Below are 23614 nucleotides of genomic sequence, written 5' to 3'. Positions count from 1 at the left end.
GCCGATCGGCTGCATGCGGGGGAGCGTAGCGCCTCGATGGAGGCAGCGATACCGCGACGTCGCGGGAGGGAGGAGGTATGGGCGTCGCGTCGCGGCTCGAGCGCCGCGGGCTCACGCGGGGCCGGCGAGCGTCGCGGCCCAGGCGAGCGCCACGAACGCGACCTCGACGTCGTTCTTCTTGGGGACGAGGCGCTTCGTCTCGATGCCCTCGCCGGCGCGGAGGGGGAGCTGCTCCAGCGCCGCGAGCTCGGCGGCCTGCGCGGCGTGGAGATCCCGGAGCGCGGCGTCCGCCTCGGTCCACTCCTGCCGCGCGCGCTCGAGCTTCGCGGCGGCCTTGTCGCGCTGGGTCCCGGCGCGCCGGGCGGTGTCCCTGCCGGCGACGAGCCCGAGGAGCGCGGCGCCCACCGCGCCGGGGAGCGCGGCCACCTCGGCCTCGGCCTCGCCGTACCGCGCCTTCGCGGCGGCGATGCGCTCGCCGAGGCGCGCGATCCTGGGCGCGAACCGGCCGACGACCTGCTGCTGCTCGGCGGCGGCGAGCCGGGCCGCGGCGGCGCGGCAGCGGGCGGCGAACGCCTCGAGGGGCTCGCCGTCGTCCTGCGCGAGCCCGAGCTCCTTGTGGACGGCCACGGCGGCCTCGGTCGTGCGGTAGGCGTGCTCCCGGAGCGCGCGCGCCGCGGCCTGCGCGGTGGCGCGCTTCGCGAGCGGGGCAGGCAGCTCGGCGAAGCGGGCGCCCGCGGCGGGCGATGTGGCGAGCAGCGAGGCGTCGAGCCGGGCGACGCGCGAGAGATCCGGCCTGCCGTCGGGCAGGAGCGGGGCGGCGAGGAGCTGGCTCCGGTTGAGGGCGACGCCGAGCTTCGTGTCGCGCAGGTGGGCGATCACGGAGGCAGCAACCCAGGGGATGTAACGGAAGCCCTCCGGCGCGGCGGCGGGGGCGTGCGCGTAGAGGCTCCGCCATCCATCGGGCGCTGGCGGGGGCGCCGTCGCTGCCGGGGGCGGCGGTGCGGGCGCGGGGGCGCCGGCGCCCGCTCGAGCAGCCGCGCTGCGCCGCGCGGGCTGCGGGGCGGCGGGCGTGTGGCGCGGGTCGAGCACGACCGTCCCGCCCGGGCCCATGGGCGCGCGCGGGGCGGGGCTCGCCGGACCGGGCGAAGCGCGCCTCGGATCGGGAGATGCAGGCCTGGGATCGAGAGAATCGACTCTAGGATCTGGATGTACGGACCTTGAATCGAGAGAATTGACTCTGGGATCTGGATGTGCAGACCTGATATCCAGAGAATCAACTCTGAGATCTGGATGTGCAGACCTTGAATCGAGAGAGTTGACTCTTGGATCTGGATGTGCAGACCTTGAATCGAGAGAATTGACTCTGGGATCTGGATGTACAGACCTTGAATCGAGAGAAGCGTGTGTCGGATCGGGCGCGGGCGGGGGAGGGGAGATGCTCCGGACGAGGCGGCCGATCTCGCGCCGGGTGACCGGGCCACGCAGCCACGACAGGCTGAAGCGCGTCTCGGCGAGGAACGACGGCGGCTGCATGTGGACGTCGCGCACGAAGAACGTGCGCGGGGGGAGCGCCTTCAGCGTGGCCGAGAGGGCCGCGGCCCCGACGCCGCCGGCGCCGCCGTCCGCGCCCGAGAGCCCCTCGACGACGCGCTCGCGGTCGGCGTCGGTCTGGAGCCGGCCCACGAACCACGCGCCGGCGTTCGAGAGCGCCTTGTAGTCGAGGTCCATCGGGTTCTGCGTGGCGAGGACGACGCCGACCCCGAAGGCGCGCGCCTGCTTCAGCAGCGCGAGCAGCGGCCGCTTCGTGGGCGGGTTCGCCGGGTGCGGCGGCAGGAAGCCGAAGACCTCGTCGAAGACCACGAGGGCGCGCAGGTCGCTCGTGCCCGAGAGGCCGCGCACCCACGAGAGCAGCTGATCGAACAGCAGCCCGAGGACGAGGAGCCGCTCGTCGTCGTCGAGGTGCGCGACGCTGACGATCACCGCCGGGGTCTTGCCGCCGCCGCTGCCGGCCTGCGGCGCGAGCCACGCCGCGACGTCGAGCGGCGCGCCCTTGCGCCAGGTGGCGAACGTGGGCGAGGCGAGCAGGGTATTGAGCTCGCGGGCGAGCGCCTGGCGCTCCTTGGGGGCAAAGAACTCGTCGACGCCGAGGGCGCCCACGGCGGCGATCGGCGGATCGGCCAGGTCCGCGAGCAGCTCCTCGAGCCCCGCGGCCCGCCGCGCGCGCAGCCGCCGCTCGGCGAGGTGCGCGAGCAGCACGTGCTCGCGGCTCCGGGCCGGATCCGGGTCGCGGCCGACGAGCCGGAGCAGGAGCGACAGCGAGGCCGAGAGCGCCTCGCGGGCGGCCTCCTCGTCCTCGTCCCAGAGCGGGGAGGGGGCCTCGAGCGCCGACAGCACGTGGACCGGCTCGCCCGCCGTGGTGCCCGGCGTCAGCAGGCGCGGGGCCATGCGGGCGCGGAGCGCGGCGACGTCGGCCGGCCCGAGCCCCGACGAGGCGAGGCCGTCGCGCCAGCGCGCCGCGAGCCCCTCGGCGACGTCGGCCGTGGAGCGGCCGTCGCGCGCGGCCGCCGAGGGGTCGATCCACGGCTCGAACTCGGCCGCGGAGAGCTCCGGGAACGTGAAGAGCAGGTTGGGCAGGTCGCCCTTCACGTCGACCATGAGCACCGGGACGCCCGAGCGCAGCGCCTCCTCGACGAGGACCATGACGAGCCCTGTCTTGCCGCTGCCGGTCATGCCGACGACCACGCCGTGGGTCACGAGGTGGTGCGCCGGGAGCTCGAACGGGCGCGCGCCGGCGGCGCCGGGATCGCCCGAGAGCGGGCGGGAGCGGCCCAGGGTGAAGGGGCGGGTCGGCATGAGGGCGGGCTCGTGCCATGGCGAGAGGGCTGTCGCAATGCTGGAGGGCGCGGGGAAGGCGTCGCAGGCGAGGGGGCGCGGGCAAGCCTGGCGAGGGCGGCGTCGTCGCGTCGCGCGTTCTCGTGATGCGAGCCGCGCGTGGCCGACGGCGCCCACCATGGGAGTGATGGAAGGTGCGCGGCCCGCCTACGGCGACCCTCGCGACCGCGTTCCGCTGCCCCCGCATCCGGTCGCCCCCCACCCCCGACGCCCCGCATCTTCGCGTCAAAAAAAGCGGGAGCGCGGCTATAGTGTGCGCATGGAGGTCGGGCCATCGGAACCGGATGCCCCCGCGTCAACGGCGGGCATCCCAGCGATAGGCGAGGTCTTCGCGCAGAAATACCGCCTCGAGCGCAGCCTCGGCCGGGGCGCCATGGGCGTCATCTTCGCCGCCGAGCACGTCTCGCTGCGCCAGCGCGTGGCCGTCAAATTCCTCCTCCCCCGCGCGATGACGCTGCCCGGCGCGAGCGCCCGGTTCCTGCGCGAGGCGCGCGCCGCGGCGGCGATCCGCAGCGAGCACGTCGCCCGCGTCATCGACGTCGGCACGGGCGATCTCGGCGTCCCCTACCTCGTCATGGAGTACCTGCGCGGCCGCGATCTCCAGCGGGAGATCGAGGCGCGCGGCCCCTTGCCCGTGTCCGAGGCGGTCGATTACGTGATCCAGGGCTGCGAGGCCATCGCGGAGGCGCACGCGCGCGGCATCGTCCACCGGGACCTCAAGCCGGGGAACCTCTTCCTCACGACCGGCGCGACCGGCGCGCCCATCGTCAAGGTGCTCGATTTCGGCCTCTCCAAGTCGGCCGCCGCCGAGGACGACGGCAAGCTCACGGCGTCGGAGATGATGCTCGGCTCCCCCTGCTACATGTCGCCCGAGCAGGTGCGGTGCTCGAAAGACGTCGACGCGCGCACCGACATCTGGTCGCTCGGCGTCATCCTCTACCAGCTCCTGACGGCGCGGTTCCCCTTCGAGGTGTCCAGGATCTCGGCGCTCTTCGTCGCCATCGCCACGCAGGCGCCCACGCCGCCGCGGGTGCACCGGATGGATCTGCCGGCCCGGATCGAGGACATCATCCTGCGCTGCCTCGAGAAAGAGCCGGAGCTGCGCGTCCAGACCGTGGCGGATCTGGCGCGAGAGATCGCGCCGTTCGGCTCGGAGCACTCCGCCCGCGCCCTGGCGCAGATCGAGGCGATCGCCCGGGGCAAGGCCTTTCCGTCGTCGCGGCCCCTCGGGCCCTCGGGCGACGGCGTCGCGAGCACGCTCCCCGCCGCGGCCAACGACGGCCCGGGCGCGTCGTCGACCCTGCCGGACGCCGACAAGGGGGCGGGAGCCGGGGCAGGTCCCTGCTCGACGGCGCTCTCGCCCGGCGGCGACCACGTGACCACCCTGCCCAGCCAGGGCGCCGCGGCGGCGACGGCGACCTCGTCCAGCGCCGACGCCCCGTCCAGCGAGCGTCGCACGCTCCCCCTCGTGGCCGTCGCGGAGCGGCCCACCCTGGCGCTGGCGCGGAGCAGCGGCCCCACGACCCCGGCGCAGGACAGCAGGCCCACGCTGAAGATGGTGCGGAACGACCGGTCCTCGCACGGGGGGAGCGCCGAGGACGGCCCCACGCTGACGATGCCCCGGAGCGATGGCCTCGCGCTGAAGATGGCGCAAGGCAGCGGTTCCGTGCTGGCGACAGCGCAGGGCGGCGGCGCCGCGCTGAAGATGGAGCAGGACATCGGCCCCGCGCCGGCGACGGCGCAGGACAGCGGCGCCGCGCTGAAGACGGCGCAGGACAGCGGCATCGCGCTGAAGACGGCTCCCGAAGACGGCCCGACGCTGACGATGGCGCGCGAGGAAGGCCCGACGCTGACGATGGCGCGCGAGGAGGGCCCGACGCTGACGATGGCGGGCGAAGAAGGCCCGACGCTGACGATGGCGGGCGAGGAAGGCCCGACGCTGACGATGGCGCGCGACGACTCCCCCACGCTGACGATGGCGCGCAAGCGGGGGGCGCCGCCGCAGCAGCTCGGCGCGGGCAAGCGGGCGGTGCCGCTGACCCAGCCGGACGGGCAGGAGATCGCCTGGAGCCCGCGCGAAGGGACCGAACGGCGCCGCGAGCGGTGGCGCTCCCACGCGTTCCGCTGGCGCCGCAACGCGGGCGCGTGGATCGCGGCCGCCGCAACTCTCCTCGCCGCGGTAGCGCTCGGCGCGGCGCGCTGGACAGCGAGCTCGAGCGCGCCGGTCGCCGCCAGGTCGCCGGCGGGCCAGGACGCGCCGATGACCCTCGCGAGCACCACCGGCCCCGCGCCGTTCGGCATGCCCGCGCCCTCCGGCGTCGCGCCGGCCCCGGAAGCGCCCTCGCACCCCGCGGATCCGGCCGGGGCCGACTCGCCCTCCGCGGTCGACGCTGCCGCCACGACGCCCGACCCCGCAGCGGTCCCCGAACACCGCCCGCAAGGGGTCCGGCCCCCCAAGGTGCGGCGGCCCGGCACCCTCGCGCCCTCGCGCTCGGGCGCCGTCTCGCCAGAGCGCGACGTGTACGGCGGAGGCGCCGAGGACGTGTACGAGGACCTGGAGACGATCCGCGACAAGCGGTAGACCCGGCCTCGCGCTCCCCGCGCGGGCGACGTCTCCACACCGGCGGGCCGCAGGGACAGGCATCATGGCGAAGAAGAAGCTCTCGGCCCGCGCCGCCCGGCGCGAAGGCGACCGCACGTCGGCGAAGCTCACCCGCGATATCGAGCGGCTCGCGCTGCTCGAGCCGGGCCACACCCCCGGGCGCGCCATCCCCCTCGACGCCGCCTCGCAGGTCGAGGTCGCCGCCCGGTCGATCCCGTGCCCGCGCTGCCGCGGCGCCTTCCGCGTGGAAGACCACACTGCCGAGACGCTCGACGGCGTCCGCCTCCGCGTCGCGAAGGTCGCCTGCAGCGCGTGCGGCGCAGGCCGATCGCTCTACTTCCGGCTCGGCGCCGCCTCGCTCAACTGAGCTCGTCGATGGGGGATCAGTACCGCGGGACGCTCTCGTCGATGTGGATCGACCACGCGTCGATGCCGCCCTGGAGCGAGGCGACGCGCTCGTGGCCGAGCTTCTCGAGGAGGGCGGCGGCCGAGAGGCTCCGGACGCCGTGGTGGCAGTAGGCGACGACCAGCGCGCCCTCGCCCGGCGCGACCTCGTCGGCCCGCTCGACGAGCTCGTTCAGCGGGATCAGCGTGCTGCCCGGCAGCGCGGCGATCTCGTGCTCGCCGGGCGTGCGCACGTCGAGGAGGTACACGGGCTCGCCCGCCTTCAGCTTCAGAAAGAGATCTTTCACGGAAATCTGTTGGACCATGGCCGTGCTCGCCATCCCGCCGTGGACGGCGCCGTAAAGGCTTCTACCTAATCCAAGGAGCTCCCCCGGGGCAACCGCCGCTCATCGGCTCGTCCGATCGGTCGGAGCCGTCTGGCTCGTCTCGCTCGGCGGATTCGTCAGGTTCGTCGGGTTCGTCGGGTTCGTCGGGTTCGTCGGGTCCGTCGGGTTCGCCCGATCCTTGGCCAGCGCCACGATCACCCCGACGAGCTCGGCCGGATCCAGGGGCTTGGCGACGTGCGCCTGGTACCCGGCGCCGAGCGCCCGCGCCTTGTCCTCGGCCCGCGCCAGCGCGCTGAGCGCGACGGCCGGCGTCGCCCCGCCGAGCGCCTCGTCGAGGCCCCGCACCCTGCGGATGAGCTGGAAGCCGTCCTCACCAGGCATCCCGAGGTCGCTGACGAGGACGTCGGGCCGATCCTGCGAAAGAATGGCCAGCGCCTCGGCGGCGGATCCCGCGGTCATGACCGTCGCCTCGCACTCCTCCAGCACGCGCTGGGCGACCTCGCGCGCGTCGGGCTGGTCGTCGACCACCAGCACCCGCATGCCGGCGAGCGACGCGCCCGGGTAGTCGGCCAGCGCCTCGGCGCACGCCTCGCTGGGGCGCGCCGCCGCGTCGGGCGCCTCCTGCGAGACGCCGGCGAGCGGCAGCGTCACGGTGAAGGTCGCGCCCAGATGCTCGCCCTGGCTCGCGACCTCCACGGTGCCGCCGTGCAGCTCGACCAGGTGCTTGACGATCGACAGCCCGATGCCGAGCCCGCCGTGCTTCCTCGTCGAGGACGCGTCCGCCTGCCGGAAGCGCTCGAACAGGTGGGGGAGGAACTGCGGGGCGATGCCCATCCCGGTGTCGGTCACCGACAGCGCGGCGTGCGCGCCCGCGCGCCGCAGCGCGACGTCGATCCGCCCGCCCGGGGGCGTGAACTTCACGGCGTTCGACAGGAGATTCCAGACGACCTGGTGGATCCGCGCGGGATCCCCCCTCAGGGAGCTCGCCTCGGGGTCGATGCTCGAGGCGACCGCGATCCCCTTGGTCTCCGCCGCGAGCTGGATCGCCTCGAGCGCGCTCCGGATGACCGACGGCAGGTCGACCGGCTGCACGTCGAGCCGCAGCTTCCCCGAGACGATCCGGCTCATGTCGAGCAGCTCGGACACCATGTCGGCCTGGAGGCGCGCGTTGCGCTCGATGACCTCGAGCCCCCGCGCGAGCGTCGGCGGCTCGGGCGCCCGGCCCCGCAGGATGCGCGCCCAGCCGAGGATGGCGTTGATGGGCGAGCGCAGCTCGTGCGAGAGCGTCGCGACGAAGTCGTCCTTGACCCGGCTCACCCGCTCCGCCTCGTCGCGCGCGGCGCGCTCGCTCTCGAGCAGCTTCTGGCGCTCTTCCTCGGCCAGCCGCTCCGCGGTGACGTCCTCGGTGATCCCCATGAACGAGTCCACGGCGCCCTCGGGCCCGAGCTCGGGGATGATCCGGGCGCGGAACCGCCGCCCGCCGAGGCTGAACTCCATCCGCTGCGGTCTGGCCGTCGCGAGCGCCTCGTGGCACACGGCCTCGCTCACCTCGATCACCTCGGTCGGGAGCCCGTTCTCGCGGGGCGTCCTGCCGATGTAGTGCTCCGGCGGGAACCCCATCACCGTCCACGAGGTGGGCGACATGAAGGTGCAGCGCAGGTCGAGGTCCAGGCGGTAGATCACGTCGGGCGAGTTCGCCATCAGCGACGCGAGCTCCCGCTCGCGCGCGCGGAGCTCGTCCTCCAGGCGCCCGCGCTCCGCGATGACCCGCTGCGCCTCGTCGAGCGCCGCGCGGAGCCGGCCCTCGCTCTCGCGCAGCGCGTCCTCCGTGCGCTTGAGCCGGCTGACGTCGAGACAGATGCCGACCCAGGCGGTGATCTCGCCTCGCTCGTCGCGGACCGGGACGCCCCGGTTGAGGACGGGGTGGACGACGCCGTCAGGGCTGACGTAACGGAGCTCCTCCTCGAACGGCTCACCCCGCCGCACGCACTCCTCGAAGATCGCGACCTTCTGCCGGTCGTCCGGGTGCAGCGTCTCGATCCACCCGTGACCCGAGCATTGCTCCTGCTTTATCCCGGCCATCTGGAGGAACGCGTGGCTGCTGTAGATGTTCTGTCCTGCCGGGTCGCTGACCCAGAGGCCATAGTCGATGGATTCACCGATGGCGCGGAAGACCTGCTCGCACCGCTGGACCGCCGCCTCCGTCTGCCGGAGCGCCGTCATGTCGAGCACGATCGCGAAGCCGGCCTCCTCGTACCGCTCACCGGGCAGCAGACAGCCGCTCACCAGCATCTTGATGCGCGTGCCGTCGCGCAGCACATAGGTCCTCTCGAAGGGCGTGAACGTCCACCGGCTCGCCCGCAGCTCTGCCAGGGCGCGGTCGCCGGCGGCGCGATCCTCCGGCGACATGTCGGCATCCCAGCGGACCAGGCCGGCCGCGACCTCTTCCCGCGTGTGGCCCACGAGCTTCAGATAGGCGTCGTTCGCCTCGATGATGCGTCCGTCATGCGTCCAGAAGGCCATCGGGGCCATGTTGCTGTGGAAGATGTTCCGCAGCTTGGCCTCGCTCTCCGCCAGCGCCTGCTCCGCGGCGACCGCCCGCTCCTCCGCGTTCCTCGGCTCGGTGATGTCCTCGACGAACACCACCGCGCGATACGGCCTCTGCCGGACGTCACGGACGAAGACGCCGGTCACGTGGAGCGAGCGGACGCCGCCGTCCTTGCAGCGGCAGGCCATCTCGAAGGTGAGCTCCTCCTCGTCGGCTTCGAGCAGCGAGCGCCACGCGGCCAGCGAGCCCGCGCGGTCTTCCGGCAGCGCGAGATCCGACAGCTTCTTCTGGAGCAGCTCGCCCTCCGAATAGCCCAGCAGCAGGCAAAGCGAGCTGCTGGCGCGCAGGATCTTCCCGCTCGACGCGTCGATCCACGCGGTCCCCCTGCTGGGCGCTCGCGTCGCCCAGGCTGGTTGTCCGGCCGTTTCCCCCATCCGCCGCTCGCCCTGATCCTCCATGCACCCGCCCGCTCGGCCGTGTGTGCATGGCGCTCCCCCCTGGTGTTTCGTCCGGCCACGCTATCACGATCGCGTGACGCTGCGGGCGGCATGGCACCTCGATCGCCACCGTCCTCTGCTCGTCCTGCTTGACTGGGCGGAGCCTGCTGCGTCCGATCCGCCTGTTCCGTCTGCCGTGTCGGTCGCGCCAGTGCGACAGCGGTGTCGGTTGCGCCTGCCGCGTCGGTCGCGCGCCGAGCGCGCGTCGCGGGCGATCCGGCCCGGACATGGAGGAGTTTGCTTGCATTCTCGCTGAAACCAGGCTTCTGCATGGTGGGCCCGCGCCCATGGGCGCGCGCCCGACAGCCGCCATGGATCAAGCCGCCGCTCCGCTCCTCGCTCGCCTCCCGCCGTCGCCTCACGACTTCACGGCCGACGATCTCCTGAACGGCTTCCTCGACTACGTCGCCGAGCGGGGGCTCGAGCTCTACCCGGCGCAGGAGGAGGCCATCCTCGAGATCTTCGGCGGCAAGAACGTGATCCTCAACACGCCGACCGGCTCGGGCAAGTCGCTCGTCGCGGCCGCCATGCACTTCAAGGCGCTCGCCGAGGGGATGAAGTCGTACTACACGTGCCCGATCAAGGCGCTCGTCAGCGAGAAGTTCTTCTCGCTCTGCAACGACTTCGGCCCCGAGAACGTGGGCATGTTGACGGGAGACGCGGCCGTGAACCGCGACGCTCCCATCATCTGCTGCACCGCGGAGATCCTCGCGAACATCGCGCTCCGCGAGGGCGAGAAGGCGCTCTGCGACTACGTGATCATGGACGAGTTCCACTACTACTCGGATCGCGATCGCGGCGCGGCCTGGCAGATCCCACTGCTCACGCTGCCGCAGGCGAGGTTCTTGCTCATGAGCGCCACGCTCGGAGGCACCGAGTTCTTCCAGGAGGAGCTCACGCGCCTGACGGGCGAGCAGACCGCCGTGATCAAGTCGACCGTGCGCCCGGTGCCGCTCGACTTCGAGTACCGCGAGACGCCGCTCCACGAGACCGTCGCGACGCTCGTGAAGAGCGGCAAGGCGCCGATCTACATCGTGAGCTTCACGCAGCGGGGCTGCGCCGAGGAGGCGCAGAACCTGATGAGCCAGGATTACTGCACCAAGGAGGAGAAGCGCGCGATCACCGCCGCCCTCGCGGGCGCAGGGCCGGGGTCCGCGTTCGGGGGTCCGTTCAAGTTCTCGAGCCCCTACGGCCGCGAGGTGCAGCGCTTCGTCAGGCACGGGATCGGGCTCCACCACGCGGGGCTCCTGCCGAAATACCGGCTGCTCGTCGAGAAGCTGGCCCAGCAGGGGCACCTCAAGATCATCTGCGGCACGGACACGCTCGGCGTCGGCGTCAACATCCCGATCCGCACGGTGCTGTTCACGAAGCTCTGCAAGTTCGACGGCGAGAAGACGGCCATCCTGAGCGTGCGTGACTTCCAGCAGATCAGCGGCCGGGCCGGGCGGAAGGGGTTCGACAACCAGGGGAGCGTCGTCGCCCAGGCGCCGGAGCACGTCATCGAGAACATGAGGCTCGAGGCGAAGGCGGGGAACGACCCGGCCAAGCGGCGGAAGATCGTCAGGAAGAAGCCGCCGGAGAAGGGCTATGTGCACTGGGACCGGCAGACGTTCGAAAGGCTGATCCAGTCGCCGCCCGAGCCGCTCGTGTCCCGGTTCCAGGTCACGCACGGCATGCTCGTCAACGTGCTCGGGCGCGAGGAGGGCGGCTGTCTGGCGCTGAAGCGGCTCATCCGCGGCACCCACGATCGGCCGGCGGTCCGGCGCCAGCACGGCAGGACGGCGATGCTCCTCTTCCGCTCGCTCGTGGAGGCGCGCATCATCGAGTTCGTCCCCAGGGACGACGGGCCGGGCAAGCGCCTCCGCATCAACGCGGATCTCCAGGAAGATTTCTCGCTGAACCACGCCCTCTCGCTCTACGTCCTCGAGACGGTGGGCAAGCTGGATCCCGACAGCGGCACCTATCCGCTCGATCTCTTGACGCTCGTCGAGTCGATCCTCGAGAACCCCGACCTCATCCTGCAGAAGCAGCTCGATCGGCTGAAGACCGAGAAGCTCGCGGAGCTGAAGGCGGCGGGCGTGGAGTACGAGCAGCGGATGGAGGAGCTCGAGAAGCTCGATTATCCGAGGCCGAACCGCGAGTTCATCTACGGGACGTTCAACGACTTCGCGCGGCGGCACCCCTGGGTGGGGCAGGAGAACATCCGTCCGAAGGGCGTCGCGCGCGAGATGTACGAGCAATACCTGTCGTTCAGCGAGTACATCCGGGAGTACAACCTGGAGCGGGCGGAGGGGCTGCTCCTCAGGTACGTCTCCGAGGTGTACAAGGCGCTCGTCCAGACGGTGCCCGAGTACGCGAAGGACAGCGACACCATCGACATGATCGCCTATTTCCGGGCGCTCATCCGCGGCGTGGACTCGAGCCTGCTCGACGAGTGGGAGCGGCTGCGCGACCCGTCGTTCCAGCCGCGCGCGGCGGCCCCGGGCGGCGCCGTGGAGCAGGCCGCGTTCGACGTCACGCGGAACGTCAAGGAGTTCACCGTGCTCGTGAGGAACGAGCTCTTCTTCTTCCTGCGCGCGCTGGCCCGCCGCGACTACGAGGTCGCCGCCGAGATGGTGGAGGGGGAGGAGGCGCCCTGGACGGCGGATCGGCTGGACGAGGCGCTCCGAGGCTTTTACGCGGAGCATGCGGCGATCCGCACCGATCCGGCGGCCCGGAGCCCGAGCAACACGATCATCCACCCCGCCGAGGACGGCGGTTCCTGGGTCGTGCAGCAGATCATCGCCGATCCGGAGGACCACAACGACTGGATGCTCGACTGCAAGGTGGATATCGATCGCTCGCGCGACGCGGGGCGGCCGGTCATCGTGCTCCGGCGCATCGCGAGCTGACCTGCCTTCATGGCGCGCGATGGAGATCGAGTGCTGTGAGCGCGAGACGTAGAAGGAGAATTCAAACGCAAAGACGCAAAGACGCAAAAAAGAAGAGATGCAGGGCAGGGGCCCGATCTCTGCCGCTCCGATGATTCCTTTGCGCCTTGAGACGTCTTCTTTCCCTTTTGCGTCTTCGGGTCTTTGCGTTTTTTTTCTCTCCTCTCACCCCCTGGCCTCGCCACGGCAGCCGGCGTTTGACATTCCCCGCCGCGTCGAGCGAAATCGCGGCCATGCGAGCTCCGCCGCGCCCCGCAATCTGGGGGTTGCTCCCCCTCCTCTTGGCCGCCTGCGCCCCGCCCGGCTCGTCCCCGCGGAGGGCCGCCCCGCCCGCCAAGGCGGCCCCGGCCGGGGCCGCTGCGGCGGTGAAGCAGGCCGCCCTGCCGGACAGGACGCGCATCGCCGGGCCGGAGGCGAGCCGGATCACGTACGCCCACCTCGGCCGGCAACCGCCGCTCGGAGCGCGGCTGCCCAGGGGGATCCAGTACGCGCCCGGCGGGAACCTGATCACCTACCTCCAACGGCAGGCGGACGGGCCGGAGCAGTCTCTCTTCGCCTTCGACACCACATCGCGCGAGATCCGGCAGCTCGTCGCCTCGGGCGACCTGCTGAAGGACGCGAAGCCGCTGTCGCGCGAGGAGGAGCTCCGCCGCGAGCGACAGCGCATGTTCTCCAGGGGGATCACGGCCTATTCGTGGGCGAAGCGGGCAGAGGTCCTGCTCATCCCCTTCGGCGGCGACCTCTTCTTGCGCGACGCGCGCGACCCGAAAGGGGCGATCGCGCGGCTCACCGACACGCCCGAGCCGGAGATCGATCCGAAGGTGTGCGACGGCGGCGAGCGCGTGGTGTTCGTCCGCGGGCGCGAGCTCTTCATGATCGACGTCGCCTCGCGCCGCGAGACGGCGCTGACCCGGGGGGCGCCCGAGGGGGTGTCGCGCGGCCTGAGCGACTTCAACGGTCAGGAGGAGTTCGATGAGCCGAGCGGCTTCTGGATCTCCCCCGGCTGCGACCGGGTGGCTTATCTGGAGGTCGACGAGCGAGAGGTCGAGAAGGTGCCAGTCCTCGGCTTCCGCGACGGCAAGGAAGATCTCATGATGGCGCGTTACCCGCGCGTCGGCGGCAAGAACCCCCGCGTCAGGGCGGGCATCCTCGATCTCGCCACCAGGAAGACGACATGGCTCGCGTGGAAGGGCGGCGATGGCGAAGGCGAGCGCTACCTCGGCCGGTTCGCCTGGGCGGAAGACGGCAAGGCGCTCTGGTTCCAGACCCTCTCGCGCGACCAGAAGCGCCTCTCGCTCCTCCGCGCGAGGCCGCGCTCGGGCGAGGCGGCCGAGGTCGTCGTCGAGACCTCGCCGACGTGGGTTGACTTCGCCGACATGCGGCTCCTCGAGCGCTCGCCGAGGTTCCTCTGGTCGACCGCCGAGGGCGGCCACCGCCACCTCGCGCTGCGGGACGCCGGCTCGGGCGCCGAGCTCGCGCGGCTCACCGCGGGGGACTGGGACATCACCTCGCTCCTTCCGCCGGACGAGGAGCGCGGCCTCGCGCGCTTCGTGGCGACGAAGGACGGCCCGACCGAGCGCCACCTCTACACCGTGCCGCTCGCGGGCGGCGAGGTGAAGCGGCTCACGTCCGACCCGGGGATGCACCAGATCACCGTGGATCCGAGGGGGCCGGGGTACGTCGAGCTCCATGCGGCCCTGGATCGCCCGTGGAGAGGGGCGGTGAGGGGCGCGGACAACGCCGAGGTCGGCGCGCTGCCGGCGCCCGTGGACCGCGAGCTCGCGGAGCTCGAGCTGCGCGCCCCCGAGATCGTCGAGGTGCGCGCCGCGAGCGGCGACACGCTCTACGGCGCGCTGCTCGCGCCGCGGAGGATCGAGCCCGGCCGCCGCTATCCGGTCGTGGTGAGCGTGTACGGGGGGCCCGGCGTCCAGACGGTCTTCAACTCGTGGTCGCCGTGGCTCCTGTGGAATCACCTCGCGGACCGCGGGGTGGTGGTGTTTCAGCTCGACAACCGCGGCTCGGCGAACCGCGGGCGCGCGTTCGAGTCCGCCATTCACGGGCGCCTCGGCGAGGTCGAGCTCGCCGACCAGATCGCGGGCCTCGATTTCCTGAAGACGCTGCCTTACGTCGACGCGGGCCGCGTCGGGATCTACGGCCACAGCTACGGCGGCAGGATGGCGCTGGAGGCGCTCCTCATGGCGCCGGACCGCTTCCACGTGGGCGTCGCGGGATCACCGGTGAGCGACGATCGGCTGTACGACACGGGCTACACGGAGCGGTACATGGGTCTCCTCGACAAGGAGGCCGCGCGGTACGAGGCGACCGATCTCACGAAGCGCGCGGGCAACCTGCGCGGCAAGCTGCTCCTCATGCATGGGCTCATGGATGAGAACGTGCACTTTGCGCACACGGCGAAGATGATCGAGGCGCTCATGGCCGCGGACAAGCGGTTCGACACCCTCGTGTTCCCGGGCGAGCGGCACGGCTACCGGTCGCCGGCCGCGAGCCATTACGCGAACCGCGCCATCGTCGAGTACCTGACAGAGCACCTCTGATCGCCGCGCGCCGCGCCCGGCCGGCGCTCTGCCCGCCTCGCAGGCGCGGCGCGCGGCGGCCTGCGAATCGCATGCGCCCCGGTCGGAGGCATCCATGAAGAAGCTTGCACAGACGAACAGGGACAAGGCCATCGACCTGCTCAGCGAGCGGCTGACCTTCGAGCGCGCAGGCGTCAAGCTCTACGACGCCATCGTGGAGAAGATCGGCCGCGCGGCCGATCCCCTCCTGATGACCCGGCTTGGTCAGCTCAAGGAGCACCGGGACCAGGAGAAGGAGCACGAGGAGTGGCTCGAGGCGCAGATCCGCGCGCTGGGCGGGGACGCGCACGCCGAGACGGACATGTCGCGGCTCGTCGCGGTCGAGTCGCGGGGCATCGAGCAGATCGTGCTCGACGGGGACATGAACCCGACCCACCTCTTCCACGCGCTGCTCACCGCGGAGCTCGTCGACAACGCCGGCTGGCAGCTGCTGCTCGAGCTCGCCGACGAGGCGGACGACAGCGAGGCGAGGCAGGCGTTCCGGCGCCGCCTGCACGAGGAGGAAGATCACTTGATCTTCACGCGCAAGGTCGTCGAGCGGCTTACCCGCAAGGAGCTGCTCGGGCCGCCAGGCGAGCTGTTCACGACGGCGCACCCGGTGTGATCCAGCGCCGGACGGCGCGTGTGGCGGAACTGGCGGGCTAGGCTCGCTTTGCGGCGGCGGCCTTGGCGGGCTTCGCAGCGGCCCTGGCGGGCTTCGCGGCGGCCTTGGCGGGCTTCGCGGCGGCCTTGGCGGGCTTCGCGGCGGCCTTGGCGGGCTTCGCAGCGGCCTTGGCGGGCTTCGCAGCGGCGGCCGGCTTCGCCGGCTTCCTGGCCCAGATGCTCTCAATGTAGGCGGTCGCGTCGGGCGTCTTGCAGCTCGTCTCGCCGTGGTCGATCTCGACCTTGCCGATGCGCCGCGCCACCGTGAGCGCCTTGCCTCGCAGCGGCTCGTTCCGCCCGCCGATGCTGATGAGCGCGCTGTTCATCCCCTCGCGGGCGCGGTTCTTTGCCCGGTGGATGGACGCCTCGATCACCGAGAGCCGCTCCTCGAACACGCTGTCGGGCAGCGACGGGTCCTCGATCGCGAGCAGGCCGAGGAGCGTCCAGCCCGCGCGGCCGATCCACTCGTCGCTCGACGCGGTCCAGCGCGCCATCGCGTCCCGGGCGAACGGCGTCTTCAGCGCGACGCGCTTCATGAGCAGGTCGATGAGCAGCGGAGAGCGCAGGCCGTCGAGCCACGCCTCGAGCTTGTCCCAGGTGAAGCGCTCCGGATCGGCGATCGCCACCGCCAGCGTCCTCGCGTCGCCGTTGCCCGTCGCCCAGAGCGCCTCGGCGAGCTCGTGGTCGCGCTTGATCCGCTTCTCCAGCGCGTTCATGTGGGCGAAGCTCACGCCGAAGAGCGGATCGGTCATCCCGTGGCGCCGGTACACCTTGCGGTTCTGCTCGGTGCCGAGCCGCTCCAGCTCGCCCATCACCTTGGTGACATCCATGGCTTTCACCTAACCCTCCCGTCCATTGTGTGCCATTGCGCGCTCGTCTCGAATCTTGTCATGCAGAGTTCTTCCGGGGGGCGCTTGTCGACGCGGCGTGGGCGAAAGGCGCAGAGCGTGCCGGGAGCGGCGGGCCGTCGGTTGCCGCTGGCGCCGCTGGCATCGTCACGGAGCTCCGTCGCGGCCGGTGTGGGGCCGTGGTACGGGAGGCCCTCCGCGACGCGTTCGACGGCGAGGGCGACGAGCGGTACTCTCCCTGGAGGAGCGACGCATGGCCTTTCAGCGCGACACCTCGTTCGTCCCGATCCCGCCGCCCGGCGAGGACGAGCTGCCGTACGACGACGGGGAGCCGATGGAGTCCGAGCGGCATCGCAAGCAGATGGACCTCCTCATCGAGGCGCTGGATCTGCTGTGGAAGGAGCGCGACGACGTGTACGTCGGCGGCAACATGGCCGTCTACTTCAGCGAGCTCCAGGCGAAGAAGAACGACTTTCGCGGGCCGGACGTCTTCGTGGTGCTCGACACGGTGAGGCGCGAGCGCAAGTCCTGGGTCGTCTGGCAAGAGGACGGAAGGACGCCCGACGTGGTGATCGAGCTGCTCTCCGAGAGCACCGAGAAGGTGGATCGCATCGACAAGATGCGGATCTACGCGAAGCTCCTGCGCGTGCCCGAGTACTACCTGTTCGATCCGTTCACGGGCGTCCTCGAGGCGTATGCGCTCGATCTCGCCACGATGGCGTACGCGCCCGTCGCGCCCGGCGCGGGCGGCGACGTGGCGAGCCCGCGGCTGCACCTCGGGCTCGGCGTCCGCCGCGGCACGTACCACGGCCTCGAGGCCGACTGGCTGCGCTGGCTCGACCCGGAAGGGCGCGTGGTGCCCACGGGCGAGGAGCAGGCGCGGGCCGCCGACGAGCGGGCACGCGCGGCACAGCACGAGGCGACGCTCCTCGCAGCGCGGCTGGCCGAGTACGAGCAGCGGTTCGGCAAGCTGCCCGGCGGCGGCTAGCTCTGGTCGGAGGCTGCCGGGAGCCTCCCGGGAGAGCTGAAGCTCGACCCGGAGGCTCTGGACTGCCGTGATGCCCGCCTCACCGACGCTGTTCGGGGTGCTCCGGGCGAGCGACCGCCTCGCCTCCGTCCCGGAGCGCCTCCGGCAGCGCCGACACCACGGCGGACCTGCACGCCTCCATCGAGGCGTGCAGCGCCTCGGCGGACGCGCCCGGCGGGTCGAGCGGCGGGTGCACAACGACCCGCACGACGCCGGGCGCGGCGGCATAACGCCCCTTCGGCTGCAGCGCGCCCGCGCCGTCGATGGTCACCGGCAGGACGCGCGCGCCCGCGGCCGAGGCGGTCCGGAACGCGCCCAGCCGGAAGGGCAGGAGCCGACCCGTCGCGCTCCGGGTGCCCTCGGGGAAGAACACCGTCGACCACCGCTGCATCACGTTGCGCCGCGCCTCGCCGAGATCCGCGAGCGCGCCGCGGGCGCGCCGCCGGTCGACAGGCGTGTGGCCGTACAGGCGCATGCCCCAGCCCAGCACGGGCACGCGGAACAGCGCGCGCTTCGCCAGGAACCGGAGCGGCGTGCGCCCCTGGAGCACCACGAGCAACGCGAGGATGTCGAGCGTGCTCTGGTGGTTCGCCGCGATCACGTACCGCTCGCCCGGCCGGGCGTGCTCGACGCCCTCGGCCTCGATGCGCACGCCGACCAGCCAGAGCGCCCCGCGCGCCCACACGACCGAGAGCCGATCGTGCATCCGCTGCCGGGGATCGAAGGGGAAGCAGAGCAGCCCGACGGGGAGCAGCACGACCAGAAACAGCATCGCCCAGGTGTGGGCGAGCGCCGTGCGCACGACCTCGACAGTTCCGGCAGGCGCCGGCCGCGCAGCCTCCGCCGTCACTTGGCGACCGGCGGGGCCTCCGGCCCGTCGAAGCGGGGGACGAAGCCCTCCACCGAGGCCAGCGTCTCCAGCAGCGTGACGTGGCGGAGCCGCGGGATCGCCACGATCGTCGGCCCGCCGAGATCCTCCTCCGGGACCGCGATCGTCGCCGCCGCCGCGAGCTCCGCCACCGTCGCGCCCACGATCTGCGTCGTGCCGACGTTGCTCGGGCCCGCGCTCCGGACCTCGCGCGGCAGATCGGCCCAGTACGCCCGCGGGGGGCCCTGGAACGCCGCCTCGGCCGGGACGCGCGGCCAGAACGTCGGATCCGTCAGGCCGAGCTCCCCGACGAGCGCCGCGCGCTCGGCGCGGACGCCGCGCGCAGCCCCCCCGTCGCCCAGCGCGTCGAACGCCTCGGCGTGACGCTCGAGCGCCGTCACCAGCAGCGTCCGGTTGCCCGACGCGCGGATGAGATCGAGCGTCTCCCGGCCGTATACGGCGAGCTCGCTGGCCTGGCCGGCGCCGCTTTCGTCGGCGAGCAGCGCCCGCGCGTGCATCCGGCCGACCCGGCCGAGGCTCACGGCGTACGCGTCGCCCGTCCCCGCCGAGCCGATCTCGATCGCCCGCTCGTAGGCGGCGAGCGCCTCGCGAAGCAGGCCCTGCACGAAATACACGTCGCCCAGGTACCCCTCCGCCCAGCCGCGCCCCATGCCGATGCCCAGCACGCCGCTCAGGTTGACCGCGTTCGCGATCAGCACGCGGGCCCGCGTGAGCTGGCCCATGTGGAACTGGTGCCGGCCCGCGTACATCGTCCCCATGTACAGGTAGAGCCCGCTCAGGCCGTGCTCCTCGGCGTACGAGAGCAGCTGCGCTGTCGACCGGACCCCGAGATCCCAGTCGAACCGGCCCTCCGCGAGCACCGCGTGGTAGAACCACGTGCCGAGCAGCCGCACCGGGTCGCGCAGGCGCTCGGCGAGGCGCGCGGCGTCCGCGGCGTTCTGCTCGGCCTCGGCGTAGAAGCCGGACTGGCTCAGCGCGACGCAGAGGATGCCGCGCGAGTGGCAGAGCTCGACGTACTCGCCCGCCGCCTCCGCGAGCTCGCAGCCGCGGCGGAGCGGCTCGGTCGCCGGGCCCACCTTGCCGGCCGCGCACAGCGCGCGCCCGAGGATGTTCGCCGGCAGGCACTGGTACGGGCGCAGCTCCGGGCTCGAGCCGATCGCCTCGAGCGCCTTGCGGCTGTGGGCCACCGCGTCGGCGAACTCGCCCCGCACATAGTGCACGCGCGACAGCGCGCTGGAGAGGGCCGCCGTGACGAGCGGCGTCTCCGGCAGCGCCCCCTGCGTGCGGCGGAGCAGATCGAGCGGCTCCGCCGTGCTGCCGAGCAGGCACGCCACGCGCGCGAGCTCGTGCGCGCAGCGGGCCCTGAGCTCGATCCGCGCCGGGTCGAGCGGCAGCCGCTCGAGCAGCGCGAGCGCCTGCTTCAGCCGGCGGCTGGCGCCGTGCGGATCCTGCAGCCGATCGGCCTCGCTCGCCGCGAGCAGGTACGTCGACGCGGCGCGGTCGAGCTCGCCGGCGCGCTCGACGTGGTGCGCGAGCGTCCCCGGATCGCCGCCGCGCAGCTCGATGCGCCGCGCGATGCGCCCGTGGTAGTCGGGGCGCTCCTCGGGCGGCACGCGGGCGGCGAGCTGCTCGCGCGCCGCGTCGTGCGAGAACGACGCGAGGCCTCCGTCCTCGCCGAGGCAGACGTAGTGCGCGGCGGCGTCGCGCAGGGCGCGGTCGACCTCCGCCGGGTCGAAGAGCCCGAGCTCGACCAGATCGTCGCGCAGGAACTGGCGGCCGATGAGCGCGGCGACGCCGAGGACCTGGACCGTCGTGGGATCGAGCGCGTCGATGCTGCGCGAGAGGACGTCCGAGACCGACGCGGGCGCGAGGTAGTGCGCGTCGGCGCGGGAGATCTCGAGCGCGCCGCTCCGGCTGCGGTGCAGGAAGCCCTCGGTCTCCATGTTGCGGACGACCTGGATGTTGAAGAGCGGGTTGCCCGCGGCGAGCAGCGGGACGCGGCGCACGAGCTCCTGGACGAGGTCGTCCCCCGCGCCGCGGCCGAGCGCGGAGAGGAGCGCCCGGTTCGCCTCGGGCCGGAGCGGGCCGAGGTCGAGGCGCTCGACGTCCTTCCACGCGAGCCACCCCGCCGCGCGCGGCGTCATCGGCGACGAGCCCGGGCCGCGCAGCGCGGACGAGCCGGGCGGAGGCAGCGACGAGCCGGGCGGAGGCAGCGACGAGCCGCGCGCGAAGGGCGGCCGCGCCGTGGCGAGCAGCAGCACCGGCATCTCTCCGAGCTGATCCGAGAGGCGCTGCAGCACCTCCTGCGTCGCCTCGTCGGCCCAGTGCACGTCCTCGATCGCGAGGACGACCGGGATCTCCTCGGAGATCGCGCCGAGCAGCCGCAGGATCAGCTCGGCGATCCAGCGCGTTCCGCCCGGGCCGATGGCGCCGCCCTCGTCGGCGAGCCCGACCGCGCGCGTCAGCTCCGGCACGAGCCCCCGGAGGAGGGCGGCGTCGTCGGCGATGACGAGGCTCACCAGCCGGCGGATGCGCGCCGCCCGGCTGTCGCCGTGCCGCTCCAGCCAGAGCGCGATCTGCGTCAGCGCCTCGCGGATCGCGGAGTAGGGCACGAGCCCGGAGAGCTCCCTGCACCGGCCGTACGCGACGATCGCCGTGCCCGCCTGCTCGGCGCTCCGGAGCAGCTCGGCGACGAGGCGGCTCTTGCCGACGCCCGTGTCGCCGACCACCACGGCCGGCCGCGGCTCGCCGCGCACCGCGCCCTGGACGAGCTCGATGAGCCGCCCGAGCTCCTGCTCGCGGCCGACGAAGGGCGCGTCGTGCGCGTCGTCGAAGGCCTCCGGCGCGGCGGCGTCGCGCTCGTGCGCTTCGTCCTCGGCCCCGGCCGGGGGCTGCGAGGTGCCGTGGAGCGTGACGTAGTAGAGCTCCTTGAGCCGAGCGCAGAGCCGGGCCGCGCTGGAGAAGCGCCGCGCCGGGTCGCGCTCCAGGAGCTCCTCGACGAGCGCGACGACGGGCGCCGGCGTCTCGGGCGCCGCGTGGGCGAGCGGCACGAGCGTGCCGTAGACCTTCTGGTTGATGACGCTGTTGACGGTGCCGTCCGAGAACGGGAGCCGGCCGGCGAGCAGCTCGTAGAGCATGACGCCGACCGCGTAGAGGTCCATCCGGGGGCTCGGGCGCCCGAGCGCGCCCCGCTTCAGGCACTCGGGCGCCAGGTACGCGATGGTGCCCGCGTTGACGCGGGCGTGCTCGGGCTGGAAGCTCACGGTGAGCGTCGCCAGGCCGAAATCGAGGATCTTGAGCCGGGGCTCGTACGGATCGGTGAGGACGATGTTGCTCGGCTTGAGGTCGAGGTGCAGGACGTTGAGCGCGTGGCAGTGCGCGAGCGCCTCGGCCACGCGGCGCGCGATGCGCAGGGCCTCGATCGTGTCGAGCGAGCCCATCCGCGCGAGGTACCGGTCGAGCGTCTCGCCCTGCACGAGCTCCATCGCCAGGTAGAGGCCCACGCCGTCCAGGACGCCGTACGAGGAGAGCTTGACGAGCGAGGGGTGGCGCAGGCGGAGCAGCGCCTCGATCTCGTTCTGCTGGGCGAAGAGCTGCCCGGCGTTCTGGGCGCTCACGTCCTTGAAGATCTTGATGGCGGCGTCGTTGCCGGCCCCGTCGCGGCCGCGGAACACGGCGCCGAAGCCGCCCTCGCCGAGGCGATCCTCGATCGTGTACTCGCCGATCCTGGCGCCGCGCTCGATCAAGGGATCGCCGACCATCGCTCCTGCCCTTCCGAGTACCCCGTCATCGTTCGCAGATGCACCATGATACCCCGGACGAGCGCCGCGACAGCGCGCAATGGCCTGGCCGCCTCCCGGAGGCACGCCGCTTTGACGGCTTGCCGCATCGCGGCTGTCTGGCCAAGAAACCTGCCGGCAACGTTGGACGGCGCATCCGGCGCCGATCTCGGCCTTCGCGCCGCGACCGGAAAGGTGAGCTCGCATCCAGATCTGCGCCGCGGGCCTGGATTCGGCGCCTGAAATGACGACGGCGGCAGCCCCCAGGAGGGGACCGCCGCCGCGCCCGCGCTCAGGCCGCGCCGGGGATCAGGTCCCGCCGCTGGCCGAACCGCTCGCCGAGCCGCTGACGCTCGCGCTCGCCTTGATGTTGACGTCGATCGAGGCCGTCGCGCTGGCCGACGCGTCGACCGCGGCCGCGACGCAGGCGACCGCCTTGCCGCCGGCCTTGAGCGCCACGTCCTTCACCTCGACGCCCGCCTTGCCGACGCCGGACACCGCCGCCGCCAGCTTCTTGCCGGAGCCGAGCTGCACCTTCGCGATCGCCGGGAGCGACGTGCGGAGCGCGGCGACGAGCTTCTGCGCGTCGGCGTTCACCTTGCCGTTCGCCACGATGCGGACGTTCGGCGCATCGCACTTCGCCTCGCCGGCGGTCTTCGCCGTGCACTGCATCTGGCAGCTCGGGTCGACGCTCGGGGGCTTGAACTCGCCCGAGCACTTCGGCTCCTTGATCTCGGCGCTGCAGCCGCCGGAGCACGAGCCGGAGCACTTCGCCGCGGCCTTGACCTCGCAGGAGCCGGAGCAGCTGCCCTCGCAGGTGCCCGAGCAGGACCCCTCGGCCTTGGCGTCGCACTTGCCCTCGCAGGTGCCGGCGCACGCCGCGCCCTTCGAGTCCTTGCCGTCGCACTTGCCGTCGCACTTGCCGCCGCAGGTGCCCTTGAAGCCGACGTCGCACTTGCCCGAGCAGCTCGCGTTGCAGGTGCCGGTGCACGCCGCGCCGGCCTCGACGCTGCACTTGCCCTTGCACTCGGCGTCGCACTTGCCGCTGATCTCGCCGCCCTCACAGCTCGCCTCGAGCTTGCCGGGCTGCACCGGCGACCCGCAGTCGCCGAGGCACTTCTGCATGGCGGTGATGTCGGCGTAGCACTTCGGCGGATCGATCTGGACGGTGATCTTCGCCTCGGCGTTCGCCTTCACGGCGGCGTTCACCTTGGCCGAGACCGCGCCGCAGACCTTCTCGGCGCCCTTGCCGCCGCTCGGGTCGGCCTTGAGCTCGGCGTCGCTCATGCCGAGGTCCTTGCCGAGCTTGGCGCACGAGGCGATGAGGTCCGCCTCCATGGCGACGGTGAGCTTGTCGAGCGACGCAGCCGCCTCGAGGAAGCCCTTGATCTTGCCCTCGACCTCGGCGCCGCCGTCGAACTTCAGGTTCGCGATGCCGCCGTTCTTCATCTCGTCGCAGCCGCTCGCGGCCGACGCCAGATCACCGGCGGGGCCGGGAAGGCTGTCCGCGCCAGGGATCCCCTTACCGCCGCAGTTCACGAGGAGAGGCGAAGCCAGGCCGAGAAGGGCCACGGGCATCGCGAACAACTTCCATCGATTGACGCTCATCTCAGAATCCCTCCGGCACCTCGATCG

General features: G+C 72.5%; 12 protein-coding genes and 1 pseudogene. 6 read left to right on the top strand and 7 right to left on the bottom strand.

What is annotated here, in order from left to right; all coding sequences use genetic code 11:
- Positions 1 to 111: 111 nt before the first annotated feature.
- Positions 112 to 2853 (bottom strand): helicase HerA-like domain-containing protein, encoded by a 2742-nt coding sequence (locus WMF34_RS22590; protein ID WP_437994516.1) that lies wholly within the window; start codon positions 2851 to 2853, stop codon positions 112 to 114.
- On the opposite strand from WMF34_RS22590, the gene WMF34_RS22585 reads away from it, so the two are divergent.
- Together WMF34_RS22585 and WMF34_RS22580 are read left to right on the top strand one after the other, a co-directional pair.
- Entirely contained in the window at positions 2852 to 5473 is a 2622-nt protein-coding gene (locus WMF34_RS22585; RefSeq protein ID WP_437994515.1) for a protein kinase domain-containing protein, read from the top strand. The genes WMF34_RS22590 and WMF34_RS22585 overlap by 2 nt on opposite strands.
- Positions 5474 to 5537: 64 nt before the next feature.
- Positions 5538 to 5861: a hypothetical protein gene (locus WMF34_RS22580; RefSeq protein ID WP_012236999.1), complete on the top strand. Its 324-nt coding sequence runs from the start codon at positions 5538 to 5540 to the stop codon at positions 5859 to 5861.
- Between the two features lie 16 nt (positions 5862 to 5877).
- Here the strand turns inward: WMF34_RS22580 and WMF34_RS22575 are convergent, their stop codons facing one another.
- Both WMF34_RS22575 and WMF34_RS22570 read right to left on the bottom strand, forming a co-directional pair.
- The gene (locus WMF34_RS22575) at positions 5878 to 6186 is read right to left on the bottom strand and encodes a rhodanese-like domain-containing protein (RefSeq protein WP_231865002.1); all 309 of its coding nucleotides are present in this window, start codon (positions 6184 to 6186) and stop codon (positions 5878 to 5880) included.
- Between the two features lie 99 nt (positions 6187 to 6285).
- Complete coding sequence (locus WMF34_RS22570; protein WP_437994514.1) at positions 6286 to 9231, bottom strand: PAS domain S-box protein; 2946 nt, start codon at positions 9229 to 9231, stop codon at positions 6286 to 6288.
- 350 nt (positions 9232 to 9581) lie between these two features.
- Between WMF34_RS22570 and WMF34_RS22565 the strand changes: the two genes are divergently transcribed.
- The 3 genes from WMF34_RS22565 to WMF34_RS22555 all read left to right on the top strand — a co-directional run bounded on the left by WMF34_RS22565 (position 9582) and on the right by WMF34_RS22555 (position 15398).
- On the top strand, positions 9582 to 12161 hold the full coding sequence (locus WMF34_RS22565) for a DEAD/DEAH box helicase (protein ID WP_437994513.1): 2580 nt from the start codon (positions 9582 to 9584) through the stop codon (positions 12159 to 12161).
- A gap of 404 nt (positions 12162 to 12565) precedes the next feature.
- A complete protein-coding gene (locus WMF34_RS22560) occupies positions 12566 to 14755 on the top strand; it encodes an alpha/beta fold hydrolase (RefSeq protein WP_437994512.1) in 2190 nt (729 codons plus the stop codon).
- Positions 14756 to 14849: 94 nt separating this feature from the next.
- Positions 14850 to 15398 carry a DUF892 family protein gene (locus tag WMF34_RS22555; protein ID WP_437994511.1) on the top strand — a complete coding sequence of 183 codons (549 nt, stop codon included), beginning with the start codon at positions 14850 to 14852 and terminating at the stop codon, positions 15396 to 15398.
- 166 nt (positions 15399 to 15564) lie between these two features.
- Here the strand turns inward: WMF34_RS22555 and WMF34_RS22550 are convergent.
- Positions 15565 to 16266, bottom strand: a pseudogene (locus WMF34_RS22550) (DNA alkylation repair protein); the annotation flags it as partial.
- A 271-nt stretch (positions 16267 to 16537) separates the two neighbouring features.
- On the opposite strand from WMF34_RS22550, the gene WMF34_RS22545 reads away from it, so the two are divergent.
- Entirely contained in the window at positions 16538 to 17272 is a 735-nt protein-coding gene (locus WMF34_RS22545; RefSeq protein WP_012236992.1) for a Uma2 family endonuclease, read from the top strand.
- A 79-nt stretch (positions 17273 to 17351) separates the two neighbouring features.
- Here the strand turns inward: WMF34_RS22545 and WMF34_RS22540 are convergent, their stop codons facing one another.
- The 3 genes from WMF34_RS22540 to WMF34_RS22530 all read right to left on the bottom strand — a co-directional run bounded on the left by WMF34_RS22540 (position 17352) and on the right by WMF34_RS22530 (position 23587).
- A complete protein-coding gene (locus WMF34_RS22540; protein ID WP_437994510.1) occupies positions 17352 to 18161 on the bottom strand; it encodes a lysophospholipid acyltransferase family protein in 810 nt (269 codons plus the stop codon).
- On the bottom strand, positions 18158 to 21961 hold the full coding sequence (locus WMF34_RS22535) for a serine/threonine-protein kinase (RefSeq protein WP_437994509.1): 3804 nt from the start codon (positions 21959 to 21961) through the stop codon (positions 18158 to 18160). Before WMF34_RS22535 ends, WMF34_RS22540 begins: the two co-directional genes overlap by 4 nt.
- Positions 21962 to 22288: 327 nt before the next feature.
- Positions 22289 to 23587 carry a hypothetical protein gene (locus WMF34_RS22530; protein WP_231864999.1) on the bottom strand — a complete coding sequence of 433 codons (1299 nt, stop codon included), beginning with the start codon at positions 23585 to 23587 and terminating at the stop codon, positions 22289 to 22291.
- Positions 23588 to 23614 lie beyond the last annotated feature (27 nt).

This window comes from Sorangium sp. So ce145, from assembly GCF_051525985.1.
Taxonomy (GTDB): domain Bacteria; phylum Myxococcota_A; class Polyangia; order Polyangiales; family Polyangiaceae; genus Sorangium; species Sorangium cellulosum_B.
This window is presented reverse-complemented; position numbering and strand designations above follow the sequence as displayed.

Coding starts and splice junctions, on each gene's coding strand:
- WMF34_RS22585 (WP_437994515.1), top strand. CDS start 2,852: ATGAGGGCGGGCTCGTGCCATGGCGAGAGGGCTGTCGCAATGCTGGAG.
- WMF34_RS22590 (WP_437994516.1), bottom strand. CDS start 2,853: ATGCCGACCCGCCCCTTCACCCTGGGCCGCTCCCGCCCGCTCTCGGGC.
- WMF34_RS22580 (WP_012236999.1), top strand. CDS start 5,538: ATGGCGAAGAAGAAGCTCTCGGCCCGCGCCGCCCGGCGCGAAGGCGAC.
- WMF34_RS22570 (WP_437994514.1), bottom strand. CDS start 9,231: ATGGAGGATCAGGGCGAGCGGCGGATGGGGGAAACGGCCGGACAACCA.
- WMF34_RS22565 (WP_437994513.1), top strand. CDS start 9,582: ATGGATCAAGCCGCCGCTCCGCTCCTCGCTCGCCTCCCGCCGTCGCCT.
- WMF34_RS22555 (WP_437994511.1), top strand. CDS start 14,850: ATGAAGAAGCTTGCACAGACGAACAGGGACAAGGCCATCGACCTGCTC.
- WMF34_RS22545 (WP_012236992.1), top strand. CDS start 16,538: ATGGCCTTTCAGCGCGACACCTCGTTCGTCCCGATCCCGCCGCCCGGC.
- WMF34_RS22535 (WP_437994509.1), bottom strand. CDS start 21,961: ATGGTCGGCGATCCCTTGATCGAGCGCGGCGCCAGGATCGGCGAGTAC.
- WMF34_RS22530 (WP_231864999.1), bottom strand. CDS start 23,587: ATGAGCGTCAATCGATGGAAGTTGTTCGCGATGCCCGTGGCCCTTCTC.